The sequence below is a fragment of the Parachitinimonas caeni genome, from assembly GCF_030129945.1.
GTDB lineage: Bacteria > Pseudomonadota > Gammaproteobacteria > Burkholderiales > Chitinimonadaceae > Parachitinimonas > Parachitinimonas caeni.
The window spans coordinates 1-19,792 of sequence record NZ_JARRAF010000011.1 but is presented as its reverse complement, the minus strand read 5'-3'; the positions used below and the strand labels follow the sequence as shown (position 1 = coordinate 19,792).

17 protein-coding genes are annotated in these 19,792 nt (G+C 57.7%); 5 read left to right on the top strand and 12 right to left on the bottom strand.

The window, feature by feature from the left end; translation table 11 throughout:
• Nucleotides 1-12: 12 nt before the first annotated feature.
• Nucleotides 13-1,632, top strand: a complete 1,620-nt coding sequence (locus tag PZA18_RS11040; RefSeq protein ID WP_284100900.1) for a hypothetical protein — start codon at nucleotides 13-15, stop codon at nucleotides 1,630-1,632.
• 307 nt (nucleotides 1,633-1,939) lie between these two features.
• Nucleotides 1,940-2,230 carry a YciI family protein gene (locus tag PZA18_RS11035; RefSeq protein WP_284100899.1) on the top strand — a complete coding sequence of 97 codons (291 nt, stop codon included), beginning with the start codon at nucleotides 1,940-1,942 and terminating at the stop codon, nucleotides 2,228-2,230.
• Between the two features lie 121 nt (nucleotides 2,231-2,351).
• Here PZA18_RS11035 and PZA18_RS11030 read toward each other — a convergent pair whose 3' ends face one another.
• The 4 genes from PZA18_RS11030 to PZA18_RS11015 form a co-directional block, all read right to left on the bottom strand.
• Nucleotides 2,352-3,131 (bottom strand): DUF5602 domain-containing protein, encoded by a 780-nt coding sequence (locus PZA18_RS11030; protein ID WP_284100898.1) that lies wholly within the window; start codon nucleotides 3,129-3,131, stop codon nucleotides 2,352-2,354.
• A gap of 200 nt (nucleotides 3,132-3,331) precedes the next feature.
• Nucleotides 3,332-5,611 carry a peptidase associated/transthyretin-like domain-containing protein gene (locus tag PZA18_RS11025; RefSeq protein WP_284100897.1) on the bottom strand — a complete coding sequence of 760 codons (2,280 nt, stop codon included), beginning with the start codon at nucleotides 5,609-5,611 and terminating at the stop codon, nucleotides 3,332-3,334.
• A 178-nt stretch (nucleotides 5,612-5,789) separates the two neighbouring features.
• Nucleotides 5,790-6,353: a carboxymuconolactone decarboxylase family protein gene (locus PZA18_RS11020; RefSeq protein WP_284100896.1), complete on the bottom strand. Its 564-nt coding sequence runs from the start codon at nucleotides 6,351-6,353 to the stop codon at nucleotides 5,790-5,792.
• Between the two features lie 112 nt (nucleotides 6,354-6,465).
• On the bottom strand, nucleotides 6,466-7,488 hold the full coding sequence (locus tag PZA18_RS11015) for a zinc-dependent alcohol dehydrogenase family protein (RefSeq protein ID WP_284100895.1): 1,023 nt from the start codon (nucleotides 7,486-7,488) through the stop codon (nucleotides 6,466-6,468).
• 182 nt (nucleotides 7,489-7,670) lie between these two features.
• On the opposite strand from PZA18_RS11015, the gene PZA18_RS11010 reads away from it, so the two are divergent.
• Complete coding sequence (locus PZA18_RS11010; protein ID WP_284100894.1) at nucleotides 7,671-8,303, top strand: TetR/AcrR family transcriptional regulator; 633 nt, start codon at nucleotides 7,671-7,673, stop codon at nucleotides 8,301-8,303.
• 94 nt (nucleotides 8,304-8,397) lie between these two features.
• Here PZA18_RS11010 and PZA18_RS11005 read toward each other — a convergent pair whose 3' ends face one another.
• The 5 genes from PZA18_RS11005 to PZA18_RS10985 form a co-directional block, all read right to left on the bottom strand.
• Nucleotides 8,398-9,123, bottom strand: a complete 726-nt coding sequence (locus PZA18_RS11005; RefSeq protein WP_284100893.1) for an SDR family NAD(P)-dependent oxidoreductase — start codon at nucleotides 9,121-9,123, stop codon at nucleotides 8,398-8,400.
• 95 nt (nucleotides 9,124-9,218) lie between these two features.
• Nucleotides 9,219-10,625 (bottom strand): 3'-5' exonuclease family protein, encoded by a 1,407-nt coding sequence (locus PZA18_RS11000; RefSeq protein ID WP_284100892.1) that lies wholly within the window; start codon nucleotides 10,623-10,625, stop codon nucleotides 9,219-9,221.
• An 89-nt stretch (nucleotides 10,626-10,714) separates the two neighbouring features.
• Nucleotides 10,715-11,593, bottom strand: a complete 879-nt coding sequence (locus tag PZA18_RS10995) for a hypothetical protein (RefSeq protein ID WP_284100891.1) — start codon at nucleotides 11,591-11,593, stop codon at nucleotides 10,715-10,717.
• A gap of 8 nt (nucleotides 11,594-11,601) precedes the next feature.
• Nucleotides 11,602-12,090: a GNAT family N-acetyltransferase gene (locus PZA18_RS10990; protein ID WP_284100890.1), complete on the bottom strand. Its 489-nt coding sequence runs from the start codon at nucleotides 12,088-12,090 to the stop codon at nucleotides 11,602-11,604.
• A 122-nt stretch (nucleotides 12,091-12,212) separates the two neighbouring features.
• Nucleotides 12,213-12,581: a hypothetical protein gene (locus PZA18_RS10985; protein ID WP_284100889.1), complete on the bottom strand. Its 369-nt coding sequence runs from the start codon at nucleotides 12,579-12,581 to the stop codon at nucleotides 12,213-12,215.
• Between the two features lie 280 nt (nucleotides 12,582-12,861).
• Here PZA18_RS10985 and PZA18_RS10980 point away from each other — a divergent pair, with 280 nt between their 5' ends.
• Nucleotides 12,862-13,203, top strand: coding sequence for a DUF4267 domain-containing protein (locus PZA18_RS10980; RefSeq protein WP_284100888.1), 342 nt, complete (start codon nucleotides 12,862-12,864; stop codon nucleotides 13,201-13,203).
• 71 nt (nucleotides 13,204-13,274) lie between these two features.
• On the opposite strand, the gene PZA18_RS10975 is transcribed toward PZA18_RS10980, so the two are convergent.
• From PZA18_RS10975 to PZA18_RS10965, 3 genes are all read right to left on the bottom strand, one after another.
• Complete coding sequence (locus PZA18_RS10975; protein WP_284100887.1) at nucleotides 13,275-16,349, bottom strand: efflux RND transporter permease subunit; 3,075 nt, start codon at nucleotides 16,347-16,349, stop codon at nucleotides 13,275-13,277.
• Complete coding sequence (locus PZA18_RS10970) at nucleotides 16,346-17,518, bottom strand: efflux RND transporter periplasmic adaptor subunit (protein ID WP_284100886.1); 1,173 nt, start codon at nucleotides 17,516-17,518, stop codon at nucleotides 16,346-16,348. Before PZA18_RS10970 ends, PZA18_RS10975 begins: the two co-directional genes overlap by 4 nt.
• Nucleotides 17,519-18,238: 720 nt before the next feature.
• On the bottom strand, nucleotides 18,239-18,829 hold the full coding sequence (locus PZA18_RS10965) for a CHRD domain-containing protein (RefSeq protein WP_284100885.1): 591 nt from the start codon (nucleotides 18,827-18,829) through the stop codon (nucleotides 18,239-18,241).
• Nucleotides 18,830-19,079: 250 nt separating this feature from the next.
• Here PZA18_RS10965 and PZA18_RS10960 point away from each other — a divergent pair, with 250 nt between their 5' ends.
• On the top strand, nucleotides 19,080-19,499 hold the full coding sequence (locus tag PZA18_RS10960) for a GNAT family N-acetyltransferase (RefSeq protein WP_284100884.1): 420 nt from the start codon (nucleotides 19,080-19,082) through the stop codon (nucleotides 19,497-19,499).
• Nucleotides 19,500-19,792: the final 293 nt, after the last annotated feature.

Below are 19,792 nucleotides of genomic sequence, written 5' to 3'. Positions count from 1 at the left end.
GACAAAACAACCATGTTTGATTTCAAAGGGATGGTCGATGCCCTCTTCGGGAGGGATAGCAAGCAAGGGGTGCATGACATCAAGTCTGCCACCACCTGGATGGAACAGTTGCCGCGTAGCGACATGCAGCAGGCGCTGGTCGAAATCGTCAAGGCACTCAACGGACTCAACCACAATCCCAAGATCAAGGCCAAAGAGCGTTTCCGGACGGTGCTCTATCTGGATGAAAAGGCCCAACCGCTCGAACGCTACCTGATCGCTGTCTATCAGGGGGACGAATTCATCCCTGAAGTGCAGCCGCGCCATGTCCTGCCGACGCTGATGTCGTTCTGGCATGAAATGGCCAATGGCTACAAAGTCTGTATCAAACAGTATTCCGACAGCCCGAGCCGGGCACTGGAACCGCAGCTCGAACTCGTCAACCTGCGTGCCCTGCACTACTTCGCCATGCAGGCCAAATGGGCCTATTGCCGCTATGTCGAGGTGGACTCCCGCATCTGGCGCAACACACACAAGCTCTACCTGTATGCCACCACCGAGGGCTATCACCAGAAGCCACTCACCATGTTTGAAGGGCAGAAGCCCACCACCATCGAAGCGGAATATCTGCGCCTGCTGATGCTGCATCTGGCCATTCCCGAAAAGCGCCGGGCCGAGCAGATCGAGCTGCTCGACCATTGGCTACCCAACTGGATCTCGCTGGTGCAGTTTGAAAATCACATCAAGCCACATCGCCAACTATTTGCCGTCAACCTCGACGATGCCCGCCCACCCACCAAGCTGCGCCGCAATATGGTGGGAGACCGTTACCGCTACTTTCAAACCGACGATCTGGTGGCGCACGTTCAGAAGCTCGTGGAAAAGGTCAAACAAGGCAAGTTCCCTCCCGAGCTGGGTGATCTCGACTCTGGTCGTGCGCCTGCCATTGGCCAGTTGCTGAGCGAAGTGGCGCTGGCCTGGTCACGCGATGGCGTCAACCTCGCCCGCCGGCATGAGCGCACCAGCACCAATAAGCGCGTACGCGTTGTCTACAGCCTGGATGACATCATCAAGCTCATGCACTCGCCCAATCTGAAGATGCGCGAGCCCGAAAACGAGGCACCGACCAGCAATCAGATGAAAGTGCAGTTCGTTGGCCCGGCCACCATCACTGGCGACAAGGATAAAAACGAGCTGTTCGCCCCCGACCATGAAGAGTGGATTGTCGAAAATGAAAGCGTTACCGGCATCGGCGCCAACTACCGGGCCGCGTTTGACGACGCACTGGAAATCGGCGAGCTGATTGGTGCCAAAGCAGAAAAGGACACCAAATTCGCGGTCGGTATCGTGCGCCGTCTCACCAAGAACCGCGAAGGCAAGGTCAATGTCGGGGTCGAGCTGATCTCGCAAACGCCGGTATTGGTAGAGCTGACGCCCACCGACGGCAGCCATCCGTTCTTCGCGGTGTACGCGCCGGAAAGCCCCAATCCGCAGCTGGGGCGTTTCATGGTGATTCCAGCCGCGCAGTACGAGGCCGAACGCGAGCTGATCCTCTCCGCGCAAAGCAAGCGCTACCGCATCCACCTGATGCCCCCCCTCGAAGCTTTGCCGGATAACGTGCTGGCGAACTTCAAGGTGTTGGAGAAGCTGTAACTGACCAACTCACCCCCAAACAAAATCGCCACCTTTAAAGGTGGCGATTTTGTTTGGGCTCTGACACCTCATACCAATAATAAGGTGTATTCTTGAAATACTGGATGCGATAGCACACCAGACTCAGGCCTTATTTATAAAGTGGCCTCATCAAACCAGGCCTCATTTCTCTGGATGCCTTTGGGTCATTGGTTGCTATCAACGCCACTCGAAAAATCCAAATAACACATTTCAATCAGTCGCTTATAAAGTCATCAGCGACGCATTGATTAATTCAAATCAACGAAGGCAAATGAGGCACCCTTGCATGTTTATCGTTTTAATTAATTACAAAGCGGCCCTTTCAGAAGTTGACCGCTTGGTGCCGGCGCATCGAAAATTTCTCGAAGAGCATTATGCGGCAGGCCATTTTGTGCTTTCCGGTCGTAAAGAGCCTCGGACGGGTGGCATTATTATTGCCAACGCAGCCAGTCGGGCAGTACTTGATCAAATCATTCAGTGCGACCCCTTTTATCAGGCAGGGGTCGCCGATTATGAATGTATCGAATTTATTCCTGGTATGGCTTCGCCAGAATTAGCAGGATTAATACCAATCTGAACGTTTTATCGCAAATCGGTCTTGTTGATGGATATATAAACCCATCAACAAGACCGGAAGATAGGGATTAATAGATAGTTCATCGTAACGCCAGATAATCCTCCACCACCAATCGGATATATCAACCCCCTTCTTTCAATTCCTCCAAAGCAATGGTGTACATTTTAGTTTGATCATCATACTTAATTGAATATGCAGAGGGATAAGCGCCTGGTTTGGCATAAGCTGCAGGTCGCGCTACCTTTTCTGAAAACTGCGGCTTCGATTTCAAGAAATCGAGGGATACCATCGGCTCAAAAAATGAAAGTTGCTTATTGTAATAGCCATAGATGAAGGTGCTGGTAAATGGCTTGCCTTGAAATTCCGGACTGGCCGGATTGATCGCATGAACCCCCATCCGATTTACCGCAGTTCCAGGTGGCACGATAAAGCCCTGAGGCAATTGCTCGGCGGGCGGTTGTTGGCTTGGATCAGCAGAATCGGCATCGCTCTTGAAATGCACTTGATTCCGCGCTTGTTGACCACTCAGATAAAAGTGAAAATCAAAATGTGGTTTATCGTAAACCTTGGGTGGGGGGTGGCCTTTGGGCTCCCAATTGATTTCGATATGATCGAATACTGTTTTAGGTCCACTGGCAGGCAATTTAATTAAATATGAAGCATAAGCACTGCGCCCTTTTTGGGGTTTGGATAAGCCATTGAGCGAGTCGGCGCTCAACATGATGCCAACAGCGGTTGCCTGTCCATTTTCACTACGCACAAAGGCTTGGGCACTGCCCATTCCTAAATGTACCTTTTCCCCGGTAAACACCTGCTCTTCCGCCACAGCCTGTGTCGTTAGCCCTAACAGGGCAGCGGAAATGGACAGTGAAACGCAAACGCCTAGCTGATCAACCCGCATGGATAGTGCTCCTGAAAATGAAAGCATGGCTGCCCTTCGCGCAAGGCAGCATGAAAGTGCGGAGTGCAAGTGAGAGGTGTAGGGATTTCCAACGATCTTGGCTCCTGAAAGGCAATATGAGCCTCTCACCTCACGCCGCAGAACCCTCCGCCCGATGTCTGCACCGGCTCACTCAGCCATCGGGCATGGTCAATCCCTCCTTATTTGGGGGTAAAAGTCACCTGCCACACCGTCTTGCAACCTTGGGCATTGGTAAAGGCATAGCTGCCGGTTCCGCTACCACTGGTTTGTAGCTTGACGCTCATCTGCTCACTGCCGCCCCGGCTCGCGGCGACATTGCCGGCATCGTCGATGGTGCCGGTGAAACTGCTACCGTTCGACTCAGTCATGGTGAAGCTGGAACAAGCCTGCTTGAAGCTGAAGGTGTCATTGAAGGTGGTATTGGCACCGCAGCTGCCCGTTCCATTGGTAAAGGCAGCGGCGACTTCGGTGGTGGGCTTGGTCAGGCTGAAGCCCAGGCTGCACCCGCAGGTTTCATCGGGCTTGTTGCGAATCCAGAACTGCGGCTTCTGGCCAATGATGCCCGGTAAGCCAATGCGGTAGCTGTTATAGGGTTTGGAGAACGCCTTGCCAGCTTCGGTGCCGCTGAGTTCGGGCGGGTCGGAAGACTGTGCGGTGGTCGAGCTATCCTGCCAGGCGCTGGTGAGCTGGGTCGTGAACCATCCACCCGTGCTGGCGGTAGGCCACCACCATTTGTAGCCGACCGATTTGGCGGCATCGGTGGTGGAGGTAAACACAAATGCTTTCAAGCCGGTGCGGTTTTCCAGCTCGCGCTTCATTTCGGGGATCCAGGCCCCGGAGTAGCAGGCATCGACAATGGTATAGAGATGGCAGGCCGGCATTTTCTCGAACTGGGCATCTATGACGGAAAACTCATCTGCCGTTCCAGCGTCGTCTGCGACAGGTGGTGTGACTTTGCGTTCCAGCTGCACGCCGCCCATTTTGAGTTTCACGCCTTTGATGGTGAAGTCGTTGGGCTTGGTGGCATGGGCCGATATATAGAGGAAGAAGGTGTCACACGGCCGCATTTTGGCGTACAGCTCGGTGAATTTGGCCCGTAGTACCGATACCGGGTCGGTATCTTTGCCCGCCAGGTATTCGCTAATGTCGGGATTGGCGCCAAGGCCGCGTGTTCCCATGATCTTCTTGATGTTTTCAACATCACGGGCGCTGTCGGATTCGTCATAGCCCCGCACCAGCAGCGCGTAGGTTTTCGGGTCGGTACAGCCAGCAACGTGGTCATTCATGACTGGCGCGGGCTCGTAAGCTTCGGCCGGGATGTCGTACAGGGTAGCCACCGAAGCCAGGGGAATCGCAGCGGTCGGTTCTTCGGTCGGGAATGACACGAGGTCGTCCGAGTTTTTGTTGTACTCGCCACGATAGAACTCACTGCCATTGATCGACGGCCAGCTGTTCATCAAGGTACTTTGCACGGCGCCGGTCTCGGCATCGACGGTCACCACGGCGGTAGCGTGGCCAAACGCCAGATAAGGTTCGAAGTCCACCCAGAACAGCCAGGAAGGTGCCGGCAAGGTACGAAATGCCAGCGGTTCGCTGGTACTTTTCAGCGCCGACCGCACGCGGGTAGCTGTCGGCAAGGGGTTTTGACTGCCCATGATCAGCATGCTTGCCACTTTGCCAACCTTGGTCGCTTCGGCCTTTACCAACTCGATTGCCTGCTGGCGGCTAACACTTGGGGTACCCAGTGTCGTCAGCGTATCGGACACCACCGTCACCCCGAATTCGCCGCTCGTCGCACCCGTGACTTTCAGCTTGCCGCCCCCCGCCAGCACGCCCCGCAGGCTGAAATAGCCTGTACTGTCGGTTGTGCCCTGCACACTGCCGATGGCCACCGTCGCCCCGGACAGCGCGGAAGTCCCGCTTGGCGGTGTGGACTTGGGCGATAGCTGCAGTCCGCCGCTACCACTGTAGAGATAACCCTCGACAGCCCCCAGGCCATTGAATGGCGCCAGCGCGGTATTGTCACACGTCCCATTGCTGGCGCCGCTGGTGCCGTAGATCAGGCCAAAACTGCGGTTGGCCAGCATGCTGCTGTAGTCCGTACCATAGCCGGCATAGATTTGCGCACAATCAAAGGCTGCGACATCCGCATCCTTCAAGAGCGGGATCGTGCCAGTGGCGAGCACGCCGGACTGCAACGGAATCGGGGCGCCGGTAGCCGGCACCCAGCCGGAGGGCGTCAGGAACACAATCGCCCCCCGCCAGAATGCCGCGACGAAGACGACGCCGTTCTTGCCGACGTCGGCCGTTGCCGGGCGTAAATCCAGATTCAAGGTGAGCTTGCTGGCCCCGCCACTGGATTTGCCTGCCAGCACAAACTCCCCTGGCACACCTGCCAGACTTGGCGGTGCCCACAGCGCCATGGCCACCATCCATGGCAATACCCGATTCGGCTTCATGACTTCCCCCGTCTGAAATAGAGCAAACAACTGATTTCAGTATAGAAAGTCACACTGCCTACCCAGAGAGGATTGCCGGCCGTCTGTCGGCAGCCCTCGCTGCGGGAGGCGGTCGCTGCCGGAGGTACAGGCGCCGTTTGCGATCAGTACTCTGGGCGGGGGAGGTGCATGGGTCTGGTCAGCGATGGGGCGTTGCTGACCAGGCGTGGGGCGCAAATACGGTGTCCAGCGGGGTGTCGGCCATAGCAGCGGCATAGTTCGACATGAGCTTGAGGCCAATACCCAAGACAACGTCCATTGCTGTCCGGCGACCATATCCTGCGGCATACAAGTCGTGCAGATCCTGCTCGCTTGGCCAGCCACGGCTTTCCACCATGCGTACCGTGAACAGGCGGAGTGCCTCCAGCTTGGTATCGGCAATCGGGGTACCGGCCCGCAGTGCCTGCAGGACATCTGGCGCCACACCACTCATGGTAGAAACCATGGAGTGCGCCGCCATGCAATAGGTGCAGTCGTTCAGGCGATTGACCGTCATCATGACCACCTGTTTTTCGGTGTCATTCAGTTCGGTCTGATTGAACACGGCACTGGTTGCCAGATAGGCTTCCAGTAGCTGCGGGCTCTCGGCCATACCCGCGAACAGATTGGGTACAAAACCATAGTTGGCTTTGGCACTTTGCAATAAAGACTGGCTGGCCACTGGGGCGGTTTCCTGGGTATGGAGGGCAAATGGGGTATTCATGGTCAAGTTCCTGTAAGGAAAAACTAGGGGTAAGAAAATCCAGGTCGAAGGTTGCCGAATCGGCGATTCAGCAAACCGGGTCTTGGGCACATGCCAAGCACGCGCAACACAATTAGTTGAGTTGAATCACCAGCTTGCCCACATGACCGGCATCGGCCAGCGTCTGATAAGCGGCCGGAGCATCCTCAAACGAGAACTCCCGGTCGATCCGTGGTTTGATCTGGTGTTGGGTGATGAATTGATTGAGTCGGGCGTAGTGGGCGACCGAGCCTACGCAGATGCCGTGGATGCTGGCGTTCTTGAACTGCATCGGCGTGATGTGTGGTGCGGCGTCAAACCCTGTCAGAACGCCGATCTGCGCAATTCGCCCGCCGTGCGCCACCGCATTGAGTGAGCGGGCGTAGGTCTGCGGCCCGCCCAGTTCCAGAATGTGGTCCACGCCCTGGCCATCGGTCAGCGCCAGCGCGGCCTGATCCCAGTTCTCATCCCGACGATAGTTGATGGTCTGCCAAGCCCCGAGCGCCTTGGCCCGATCAAGCTTGTCATCGGAGGAAGATGTCACGATGACCTTCGCTCCATGCGCCGTTGCGAGCTGCAGTGCCAACATGGCCACCCCGCCGGTACCCTGGACCAATACCGTCTCGCCGGCCTGCAGCTGGCCACGCTCAAACAGGGCATGCCATGCCGTCACGCCGGCACAGGGCAAAGTAGCGGCTTCAGCCAGACTCAGATGCTCTGGCACGGCAACCACGGCTGATTCATCCGCCACAATGTATTCCGCCAACACCCCTTCCGTTTGCCCCCCACCCAGAGCCGATGCCAGATGGTGCGGCCGGAAGGCACCGTCATGCCAGGCTGAGAAAAAGGAAGGGCTGACACGATCACCGCTCTGCCAGCGCGATACGTCGCTGCCAACAGCAACGACCGTCCCTGCAGCATCAGAGAGTGGCACCAGCCCGGCCCGGTTATCCCGCACACCATGCAGGACCAACCAGTCACGGTAGTTAAGGCTGGCAGCCGCAACACGGATAAGCACCTGTTTTGGTGAGAGTTCAGCGGTAGTCCCAACGCTGCGCTGCAAAACAAACCGCTCAGGAGAAGGCTCCAGGGTGTAACGACGGGAAGTGTGCAACATGATTTTTACCTCAATTATGGATTGACCATTCCATAATATGAGCAAGGCATCGCACTCGTCAATTTATTTTTGGATTGACCATTCCAATATATAATCCGGGGATGAATTCAGCACGCTCAGCGCGCAAGCAAGGCGGCCATTACGTGCCGCCATCCCCCATTTGACTATGAGGAGTAAACATCTTGGACGCAGTCAGCCGGCGCAAGGCAGGACGCCCGCGTGCTTTTGACCGAGAAGCCGCCTTGGCCACCGCACTTGATCTCTTCTGGAAGCAGGGATACGAAGGTACGTCTACGGCGCAGCTGATCGAGGCTCTCGGCATCACGTCCTCCAGCCTGTATGCGGCCTTTGGCTCAAAGGATGCGCTGTACTTCGAGACACTCAAGCTCTATCAGCAACAGCATGCCGAATACTTCAGGCAGGCATTGGCCGAACAAACCAGCGGGTTTGCCGCGATGCATGCCGTACTCAAAGGTGCAGCCAGGCAGTTCACTGGCGCCGGCCATGTGCCGGGCTGCATGGTGGCAACCGCCAACGTGCAATGTGCCAGCGATCATCTGCTGATAGCAGAAACGCTCAGCCAGATGCGACGCGACGCCTTACAGGCTTTGCAGCAGCGTCTCGACCAGGCGATAGTGGAAGGCGAATTGCCGGTGGGCACCAACACGCTGGCGCTCGCCACCTTTTACTCGCTGGTGATTCAGGGAATGGCCGTGCAGGCGCACGACGGCGCCAGCCAGGAGGTATTGCTGCAGTCTGCCGAGCTGGCCATGCAGAGTTGGCCCGTCTCACCGCCTCCACCAGCCAATACGTGAAACGGAAGGGTGCGCCCGTGGCGCAGGGAGATTGACCGCCAAGGCTTGCCGTCGCATCGGCAAAGACGATCAGCCAGCCAGACGTCAACCGCGCCTAACGGCCACCCAAACGATCTTCGACCGAATAGCGCTCTCCGCCAATGCAGGGGTCGGCCAGTATCGCCAGAATCGCCGCAGCCACGCGTGCCGGTGGCTTGAGTACACCATCGGCGTGATAGCGCACAAAGCGCTCATGATCAGGAAAACGATCCTCCCCCGCCGCGCGGATCGTCGCCTGCATGGCGGTGTCAATGACGCCGGGGTCAATGTTGATCGCGGTAATCGGATGCGCCTCGGCCAGCTGCTCGATGGCAATGGAGCGGATCATATGCTCCAGCGCCGCCTTGCTTGCGCAGTAAAGGCTCCAGCCGTTATAGGCTTTGCGCGCGGCACCAGAAGAAATTGCTGCCACCCGTTTGGCAGCGGGCAGCGCCTGAAAATGTTGCATGAACAGCCCCAGTGCGGTGATGGTGGCCGTTACGTTCACCGTCAGATGCCGCTGCCAGTCGGCGGGGGTCGATGCAGCCAGCGGCCCGATTGGGTCGAGCACCGCCGCATTCAGAATCAACACCACTTCATCCCATTGCTCGGTTGCCAGCGCAGCAAAATCCTTGCCGCACACCTCAGTTACTACGGCCGGATCGGCAAAGTCGCAATCGACGTGGCCGGCAGCACTACCCGACCGCGAATACTCACGCACCTGCCAGCCGGCATCGCAATACTGCTGCACCAATGCAGCCCCCAAACCCTTCGAGCCACCGGTAATCAAAGCCAGTTTCATCTAGAGACCTCCTCTGCTTATTGCCGTCATCCCTCTGCACAGGGCGCGATGGATATGCCTGACCGTGTGGCGGGATGCCATTCAAAACACCCGCCCTATAAAACCTTCACCTGAACCGCCTTTTTAGCGCTCAGGAACTTCACCAGGATCTTGTAGACATCCACGTCGAACTCAGCGTTGTCACGCTCTGCCACCAACTCGGCCAGTTCCGCTTCATCGCGGGCGGAGCCGAGGTAGTGCCAGCGGTCGATGACATGCAGCTGAGTCGAGTCGGTGCGCTCTTCGGTTTCGACCACCGCAATCGGCCCAGGATAAGGCCAGCGGGCATGGGTGAGCTTGGCCAACACACTGCTGACGCGGGCCTGATGGGCGAGCTTGTCTTCCTTGCCCACGCAGACGCCCCGACACTTGCCAATCTGGAAACCAAAACACGGGGATGCCGCACGCTTGCCGGCCTTTTCCAGACCCAGTGCGATATGGCACAGTCGATGCACTTCCGCCAGTTTGCGCAGGGTGTTGGTCGCCTCACGCTGGCTGGCATACAAGCCATACAGATCAGTAGTCTTGCCAAAATCAACGTCGTGCGCGAATACCAGCTCCGGCCTGGCATTGCCCTCGGCATTCGGCAGAAAACGCCAGGCACACAGCTCGCCATGCCGCCGCAACCGGTGGTTATGCAGGGGTTGCAGCGCCTTGACCAGACGGGCCTCCTGCAGCAAGGCCCCCAGCTCGCCAGCACATTCGATCCAGTCGATACGCTTGATCGACCGCGCAATATCCTGATCCTGCTTGGTCGCGTCCGCCGTGAAGTGCGACAACACGCGCTTGCGCAAGGTATTGCTCTTGCCCACGTACAGGGGCAGATCGTTATCGCCGTAAAACAGATAAACGCCGTGGCCTTCCGGCAGATCGTCGAGCTGCTCGGCATCCAGCCCGGGAGGAAGGGTGGGCCGCTTGCTCAGCTCGGCCAGTACGGCTTCGATGGTGTCTTCGGCGATATCGCGGCGCACGATCTGCATGAAGCGGTAGATCAGCCGCGCATCGCCCAGTGCGCGGTGCCGCACTTCTTCACCGAGACCATGTCGGGCCACCAGCGTATCCAGATTGTGTCGGTATTCGTTTGGATAGAGCTTGCGCGACAGCCTGACCGTGCAGACCACATCGGCCCGGAACTTGAGCCCAACCCTCGCAAATTCTGCCTTCAGAAAGCTGTAGTCGAAACGGGCGTTATGCGCATAGAACACGCGGCCCGCCAATCGCTCGTGCAGCGCCTCCGCCAGCTCGGCGAAGGTCGGTGCATCGGCCACCATTTCGTCGTTGATACCCGTCAGGCGCTGGATGAAAGGCGGGATTGGTGTTTTCGGGTTGACGAGGGTGCTCCACTCGCTCATGCCCTCGGGCCCGACTTCCACCACGCCAATCTCGGTGATGCGGTCGCGGCCGGCGTTGGCGCCAGTGGTTTCCAGGTCAATAAAAATGGCGGGGGCGTTCAAGAGCAGCATGGCAAATACACAGCGAGAGCTTCGGGGAAAGGCGGCAGTTTACCGGAAACCCCCGCTTATTCCGGTCTGGCAAACCAATCAGCCTGCTTTCAACGCTGTTCAAACAACCACCTTGCGGCGGCTTTAGCCATGCCTTGGTCGCTATGCCCGACTCCCGGCACCGTCTTCAACTGCCAGTTCAATGGCGTGTTCAGGCTGGCCGCCAGCTTCTCGGCCGTCGCAAAGAAGCGCTTGCCACGCTCCAGCCGATTGGCGCCTTCTGCCATGGCAGCAGGCTTTTTCGACAGGTGTTTGTGGTCGGGGTCGATATCCGCCTCGCCCAGCAAGACCCACAGCTTGCGGCCAAACACCGCCTTGAGCTGGTTTTCGTCCACCCACTTGCGATCCAGGCTCCACGGAAACCCAGCCTCCCCGGCATTGGCGTAATAAGGCAGGGTGTAAGTGCCGGCATTGGCGGCGATGGCAACGTCTACCTTATTGATGGGGGTAAACAGCATGAAGCGATGCACAAACTGGGCCCCGGCTGAATGGCCAAATAATGAATACTGATCCGCTTGCAAACCCTCGGCTTGTTTCAGCTCGGCAAATAATTGCTCGATCCGCATAAAACTCCACTCGGTAAAGCTCGGGTTTTTTATATTGCCAAATTGATACGCATCACCAGGAAAATATTTTTCTGAAAATTCTGGCGCAATCAGCAAGAATTTATATTGATCGGCATAACGTATCCAATCATCCCGGTATTTCTCGCCATTCCGCTTTACCCCATGCATCACAAACAAGACTCTGGCATCCGGCTTCAAACCTGCCGGCTTGTAATACCAAACCGTTAATGGTTTATTATCGGCAGCTTGTGCCGTTTCGAATACAAAACTGCCTTTTCCGGCTTGCAAGGGCGCCACGGCCCAGCTGATGCCCCCTGCTGCCAACAGGAAGAGACTAACGATCAGACCCCGTATTCGATGCATGATTTTCCTTATTGATTTAGGCCAGATTCCGGCCGGTATTCCATAAAAAATCGTTCAGGTGTTGAATCCACCACCACGAAACCATAATGACGATAAAACTCGCGCGCCGGGTTATTGGATAAAACCCGCAATCGCACCGGCAATTGGCAGGCACGGGCCTCGGCCTGGATATCGGCCAAGATCCGGCTGCCAATCTGCTGTTTTTGCCAAGGCGGCAGAATGTACAGCGATTCCAGCTGAAAATGATCGGCATGTCGTTTCAAAAGCATCGCACCAGCGATTTCCCTACCGCACCTGATCAGCTGATATTCGCCGGAGCGAGCATGTTCCTCGGTATGGCGACGCGCACCACCTTCATTCCAGCTGCCATGTACGGCCACAGCCATCTCGTACATGGTGGCTTTGACGATCTGGTAAATCTGCTCAGCATCCGCCGCTGCAGTAGTCTGCAATTCATATGTTAAACACACTATATTGCCCCGCACTTGCCAAACCATCCGTTGCTGCAATTTAAAACAGGAGAGATCTTATTTATACCCAACAATCAGACACTATGTATTCATAAATGATTCACGTAAACGAGTTGCGTCAATAAAAAATCCACCCAGCAACGCGGAATTCATCCACACATCTTTGCCATTTCAGCAGTCAAGCCTAATGCCGGCATCAAACACATGACACCCGTCAATATAGACCCAAGGCAAATAGTATACCAAAAAAGAGGGTCTGTTTTTCTGGAAGATGACTTGTGAGAATACTGAATCGGGAAAGTCCAGGAAAAACACAATGCAAACACGCCAAATAAAATAAACGTAATCCCCAGAGCCCCGACACCCAGCTTAATAAACAAACAGGTATTTCCCGTCAACATTCCTCCAAACAGAAGAGCAACGGCAGTTGAACCAAAAAAACCGATCAGGCTAATTGCCCATTCTGGCCGTGCATTCATGGGGAATTCATTCTTTTTTGACGGGGTCAGCTTTTTCATATTCCCTTTCCTTTCATACCCAATTTATAAGTATTTTCCCATCAAAAGCGATATTGATTACTACGTAGCAGACAGCCCCCTCAGCCCCCCAAAAAACTCCAGATAAAATTTACACCGAATTTACCGACCACGACACACCGTTATCCTTTCACACTGCCAAAGCGCTTGCGATATTGCAGAGGGGTGGCGCCAGCAACCTGTTTGAACAGCTTGCGGAACGTTGCAACATCACTGACACCAACTTTCCACCCTGTCTGCCTGACCCCTGCGTTTCGCTACCGTGCTGGCGATTTTCCTGCTGCTGACGGGGTGCCTGTTTGCCTTGCTACCGCAACTCGCCGACCAGTTTCTGGGCATGCTCAACCCCGGCTCCGAACCGGCGCGCCTGCAACGGGTCACCATTCGCCAGTTCGTCTACGGACTGGTGATGTTGCTGGCGCTGCGCCTGCGCCAGACAGGTGCCGTGCTGATCATTTTCGGCGTTGGCAGCCTTATCCCGCTGGCAGATGCCTGCATCACCGGCGCTCAAACTGGAATAGCCAGCACCCCCCATTTTCTGGCGGCGATTGGCTCATTCGTCCTGACCATTGCGCTCTATCGCAATGCCAAACGGGCGGACTGATGGCGGCCAACGCATCCGCACCCACGGCGCTTGCTGGCGGGGAAGGCCGCAATGCGGCCACGATCCGCGCTTCATGCCGTCTGCAATGCTCCGGCCGTGGCACGGCTGGCCGACAGGCGCTCGAAGTACAGATAGAGCACGGGTGTGATGTAGAGCGTAATCAGCTGCGAAAAGATCAAGCCCCCTACTACCGCAACGCCAAGCGGCTGGCGCAGTTCGGCCCCTGCCCCCCAGCCAAAGGCCAGCGGTAGCGCGCCCATCAGCGCAGCCAGGGTCGTCATCAGAATCGGCCGGAAGCGCAGCAGGCAGGCTTCACGGATCGCTGCGGCAGGCTCAGCCGCGTGGTCGCGCTGCGCCACCAGGGCAAAGTCGATCATCATGATGGCGTTTTTCTTGACGATGCCAATCAGCATCAACAAGCCAATCAGGGCAATCACTGTCAGTTCCAGATCAAGCAGCCACAGCGCACCCAGCGCACCGATCGCGGCTGACGGAATGCCGGCAAGGATGGTGATCGGGTGGATGAAGCTCTCGTAGAGCACGCCCAGCAAGACGTAGATCACCAGTACCGCTGCCACGATCAGCCACACCTGGTTTCCCTGGGTCTGCTGGAAAGCGGCGGCATCACCGGCGAATCCTCCAAGTACCGTTGGCGGCAGGCCGAGCCGGTTCTTGAGTTCATCAATACGACGGGCCGCGTCGCCCAGCGGCACGCCCGGCGCGGTGTTGAACGATAGCGTCACTGCCTGCAGCTGGCCCTGATGGTTGACCGCTGTCGCCGCCGCCATACGCTTGACCGTGGCCATGCTCGATAGGGGCACCAGATTGCCATTGCGCGAGCGGATCTGCAGCCGGCCGATCGCTGCTTCGTCGGCGCGGAATTGCGGGCTGGTTTCCATAATGACCTGATAGTCATCCGTCGCCGTGTAGATGGTCGCCACCTGCCGGTCACCAAAGGCGCTGTAGAGGGCGCTACGGATATCCTGCAAGGCCACCCCGAGCCGGTTTGCGCGGTCGCGGTCTATTTCCACCATCGCCTGCAGGCCACGCAGCTGGGCATCGCTGGTGACATCGCGAAACATCGGGTCACCGCGCAAGGTTTCGCGCATCTTTTCGGCCCATTGGTTCAGCTCTTCCGCGTGTACGCTCTGCAAGGTGTACTGATAACGGCTCTTGGCCTGCCGGCCGCCGATGCGCAGATTCTGCGTCGGCGAGTAAAACACGCTGACACCCGCCACCGAGCCGGTTTTGCGACGCATGCCTTCCACGACTTTGTCGATATGCGGCCGCTGACTGCGCGGCTTGAGCGACACAAAAAAACGGGCGTTGTTGCTGCCGCCCTGCCCGACCGAAGCAGTGACCGTCGCCACCGCCGGGTCGGCCTCGATGATGCGGCCGACCTGCTGCCGCAGCACCAGCATCCGCTCATACGACACGTCCTGCGCCGCCTCGACGTTGACGATCAGCTGGCCGATATCCTCGTTAGGGAAAAAGCCTTTGGGAATCGCCACGAACAGCCAGACGCTGCCGGCAAAGGTCGCCAGCGCGGCAGCCAGTACCCAGCGCCGATGCCGTAGCGCCAGATCCAGCGAATGGCGATAGGCATCCAGCACCTTCTGGAAGCCACGCTCGGCCAGCCGGCTCCAGCCGGGCTCCCGCGAGGGGTCGTCATGGTGCAGGAAACGGCTGGCAAACATCGGGATCAAGGTCAGCGACACCAGCGCCGACACCAGCACGGCCAACGACACCACTACGGCGAACTCATGCAGCAGCAAGCCGATCACTCCCGGCATGAAGAAAATCGGGATGAACACCGCGACCAGCGATACCGAAATCGAAATGATGGTGAACCCCATTTCCTTCGACCCCTTGATAGCGGCCTCGAACGGCGGCATGCCTTCCTCGATGTGCCGAACGATGTTCTCCAGCACCACGATGGCATCATCAACCACCAGTCCTACCGCCAGCGTCAGCCCGAGCAGCGAGATATTGTCGAGGCTGTATCCCAGCCAATACATGAGCGAGAAGGTGCCAATCAATGAGACCGGCAGCGAGAGTGCCGGTATCAAGGTGGCCATGGCCCGGCGCAGGAACAGGAAGATCACCAGCACCACCAGCACCACAGTCAAGCCCAGCGTCAGATTGACGTCGTGCAAAGATTCGCGGATCGACTGCGAGCGGTCGTTCATCACTTCCAGCTTGACCGAGCCCGGTAGCTGGCTGCGAAAACGGGGCAACGCTGCCTTGATGGCATCGACCACTGCTACGGTATTGGCATTGGGCTGGCGCATCACGGCCAGCACGATGGCACGCTCACCGTTGACCCAGCTCGCCGTCTTCACCGATTCAACGCTATCGCTGACAGTGGCCACATCGCGCAGTTGCACCGGCTGGCCGTTGCGCACCGCCACGATCAGCTCGGCAAATTCAGCGGCGTTCAGCAGTTGGCGGTTCGACTGCAAAGTCAGCACCTGGCGCGGCCCTTCGATCACTCCCAGCGGGCTGTTCGAGTTGGCCGTCTTGAGTCCAGCTGCCAGCTCATCAAAGCTCAGATTGCGCGCCGCCAGCCGGTCAGGGTCTACCTGCACCCGCACCGCATACCGCTTCTGGCCGAAGTTCTGCACCTGCGCCACACCATTGATGGTGGACAGGCTGGGCGATATCACCGAATCCGCAAACTCGTTGATGGCTGCCAGCGATAGCGATGGTGACGACAGGCCAAGTAGCAGAATCGGCGAATCCGCCGGATTGACCTTGCGATAGGACGGCAATGAGGTCATCTCTGCCGGCAGCGCACGCTGCGCCCGCAACAGGGCGGCCTGCACATCGACGGCCGCAGCGTCGATATCCCGGTCGGCCGAAAATTCTAGGGTGATCGAGGTATTGCCCAGTGTATTGGTCGAGCTGATGGTTTCGATGCCCGCGATGGTGGAAAACTGCTTTTCCAGGGGCGTTGCGACGGCGGCAGCCATGGTTTCAGGGTTGGCGCCGGGCAGATTGGCCGAGACATTGATGGTTGGCGAGTTAAAGCTTGGCAAAGCGGCGATCGGCAGTTTGCGATAGGCCACCAGCCCCGCCACGATGGCTGCAATACATAACAAAACGGTGGCAATCGGCCGGCGGATGCAGAGTTCAGAAAGGTTCATGCGTCGGCCTTTTTGTGCTTGCGCTCGGATTTGCCAGCCGGGCCATCCCCCGGCTTGGCCTCCTGCACTTTGGCGCCGGGCCGCAGATTCGGGCCACCTTCCACCACCACCTTGGTGCCGGGGCTGATGCCTTCCACCACGGCCAGCCCTTCCCCCAACCGCAGCAGCCTGACGGGTAGCGGCTTGGCGCTGGCATCGTCGCCAATCTGGTAGACGAAACTACCGTTCGGCCCATTCATCACCGCCTGTGCGGGCACGGCGATTGCGTCTTTCAAGGTGCCCAAGGTCACCTCGACCTGCAGCTGGGCTCCCGGCCACAGCAGATCTTGCGGGTTGGCAAACGTGGCTTTGGCCTTGATGGCGCCACTGGCGGCATCGACTGTCGTATCAACAAAGCTGAGTTTGCCAGCCATCGGTTTGCCAGCCACGCTCAGCCTGACTTCGACCGCATCGGCTTGCCGGGCGGTGATCAGCTGGCTGAGCAAGCGCTCCGGCACCGAGAAGCTCACTTCGATCGGGTTGAACTGGGTCAGCGTCAGCAAGGGGGCACCCGAGGGCTGCACCAGACTCCCCGGCCGCACCGCAATCGCCCCGACCCGGCCCGACATGGGCGCAACGATCCGGCGATAGCCCGACTCGACTCTGGCCGCAGCCAGCGCTGCCTGATCAGCTGCCAGAGCAGCAGTGAGCGCGCTGGCATTGCTTTCTGCAGTATCCGTGGCACTTTTCGATACAAAACCCTGTGCAACCAGCTCCCGGCTGCGGTTTAACGCCCGCTGGGCATCGGCCAACTGGGCTCGGGTTCGGGCGATCTGAGCGTCGAGCTTTTGCAGCATGGCAGCATCGGCACGGTCATCCAGCACGACCAGCAGATCGCCTTTGGCGACGCTCGCCCCTTCGGCCACTTTGATGGCAGCAACCGTACCTGCCACCTGCGCTCGCAAGTCCACCTGATTGGCGGAAACCACGGTGCCAGAGAACTCGTGGCGCATCGGGATATCACGCTTGGCAACAATCAGGGCCGTAACCGGGGTTGGGCGGCTGTCGCCCTTGCCCGCACGCTCGGGGCCAGCGTCTGCCGCCTTGGGCTGACGGTCTTTCCAGGCAAAGCCCGCAGCCACAGCGGCGGCAAGGCCCACAATGATGATGATCGACTTCTTGGAAGGCATGGAAACTCTCGGTAGATGCAGGTGCAATATCGGCGGGCGGCTTGGTCGGAAGCCCGTTCAGACCCGGAGTTCTGCTGAATGTTGTTCTCAGCCGGAAACTCGGCTCTGTTATCGTCTTGTTTCCGGTCGTGCCGGGTCGGGTTTGGGGCAGGGTGCGCGCAGTTTAGTGAGGCGACTATGCGCCCCCCAACAATGCCATGCCCCAAAAATCGACCCGACCCAGAGGGGACAAAACGTCAACAGCATCCTGGGTAGAGCGGAACGGGTTTCGATGACCGTCTCTCGGAAGCGACCTTATATAGCCTCCCTGAGTTCCGGCGGTAAAGCGGTTTTACCTTTTGATACAAATTGGACACTTCGACAAGGCAGCTGACGAGCAAGCACTGGAGTCGGGCACCTATCCGGGTGGAAACCGGCCATTCTGAGAAACTGTTTGCAAAATTGCTGCGTGGCCGTAATCCGGGGTTGCGCAGTGCTCGAAATCCTCATGTACACCAGTACATTCCGGTTTCTGCGCGCTGGGCGCCCCCGGCTGACGACCCCTCGCTCATTTTTGCAAACAGCTTCTTAGGGATGAGTGTTTCAAACGATCACGCGCCGCACAGAAACCGGCCCATAGGGAAATACAGGCCGATTCCAGGCGCGGTCTATCCCAGAGTCACGGCGACGCCCCGCATCTGCCGAAAACGTGCGGCAGATGCGCAGCGCCAGCCTCAGCACTCAGCGTGTCTTGCCCGCCTTGGTCACCGTAAAGCCGAGGGTATTGCTTTGCTGGATCAGGAATTCGGCATCGTAGACGCCCACCTTGGGTATCACGATGTCTTTGATGGCGAAGGTATTGGTCGAGCTATCGTAGACCACCCCGCTATACGACGAGCTGTTCTCGAATAGCTGGGCGCGAATCTCGCCACTCTGAAACTGGCTGCTATGGATATTCACATACCACTTTCCGGTCAGCAGCTCGGTTTCATCAGTCCCCGAAATCACCAGCGTCCCGCCAAAACTGCCGTTGTCGGCCGACGGAACCCCTGTCAGTTCGTACTTCACTGGCAGCCCTTGCACGCCAACGTCACCAGGGCCATGGATATGGGCGGCCGTTGCGGTGGCATTCGGTGTCAGCTCGAATTTGACGTGATACGTCAGCGTCTTGGTTGCCGTGTCGTACATCGCATTCACAAAGCCCTTGCCCGAGCTGGTCGGGTTACCGGCCTGGCTACCGGTCAACGGCATATTCACGAAGGTATAGATCCGCGCCTCTGCAGGCATCTGCGCCACCAGAACCAACGCTGCCAAAGGTAGTAGTTTCTGCATCGTCATTTCCATTTCCCCTTTCATTTGAAATCGGCCCTCATCAGACGCGCTGATGCTTGGTCGCATGCACCGGACAAAGCCCTCGCTGGGGCGGCGTGGTTACCCCCCATTGCCTGCATGGCAAACGCCCCAACATCCCGTTCAGGTCAGCGCGAAAAGCTACCTTCAGCATAGTCAGCCCATTGGCACTGGTCAGCCAGATATGCCGCTGGTCATCACAATCAAGAACATCCTGTTCAGGAAAGCAAACATGCCGCTCAAAATCATTCATCAACCCAGCGATACGCTGATGCAAACGCTTGATCAGAAAATCACTGAATTCAATGTGCAGCATTGGGAGGTAAAGCAGAAATATCCACTAGCCATCATCGTGGAAAATGAAGACGGCGAATTACAGGCGGGTGCCACGGCCAAAACATTTGGCGATTGGCTTTTGATCGAGAATATCTGGGTCAGCGAGTCGCTGAGAGGTCAAAATCTGGGCAGCCAGCTATTGGCCAAGCTCGAACAGCAGGCAATTGAACGCGGCTGTCGCCATGCCTTGCTCGACACCCTCAATTTCCAGGCCCGGGCGTTTTATGAACGCTATGGCTACACCGTGCAATGGACGCAGGAAGGCTATCCACGCACGGGTTGCAAGCACTTCATGACCAAGACGCTGACGGAGTAAGGAATCGTCACCCTGCCGGGCCATTTTTACCGGACGCGGAGATGCTTGGTAGCGTCTACCTAGGCTCTGTTGACGTTTTGTTTTCGGATCGCGTTTCGTCGGATTTGGACCTGATGCAAGGCGAAAAACGCGCCGCTTAGTGGACTAAGCAAGCGATTTTTAACGCGGCAGCAGGCCCAAATCCGGCGAAACCCTCCGGGCCGGGTCGATTTTTGGGGCATGGCGTCGTTAGGGTTCGCTTATTTAGCTCGCTAAACTGCACTCACCCTGCCTAGCCCTGCCCCAAAACTCGA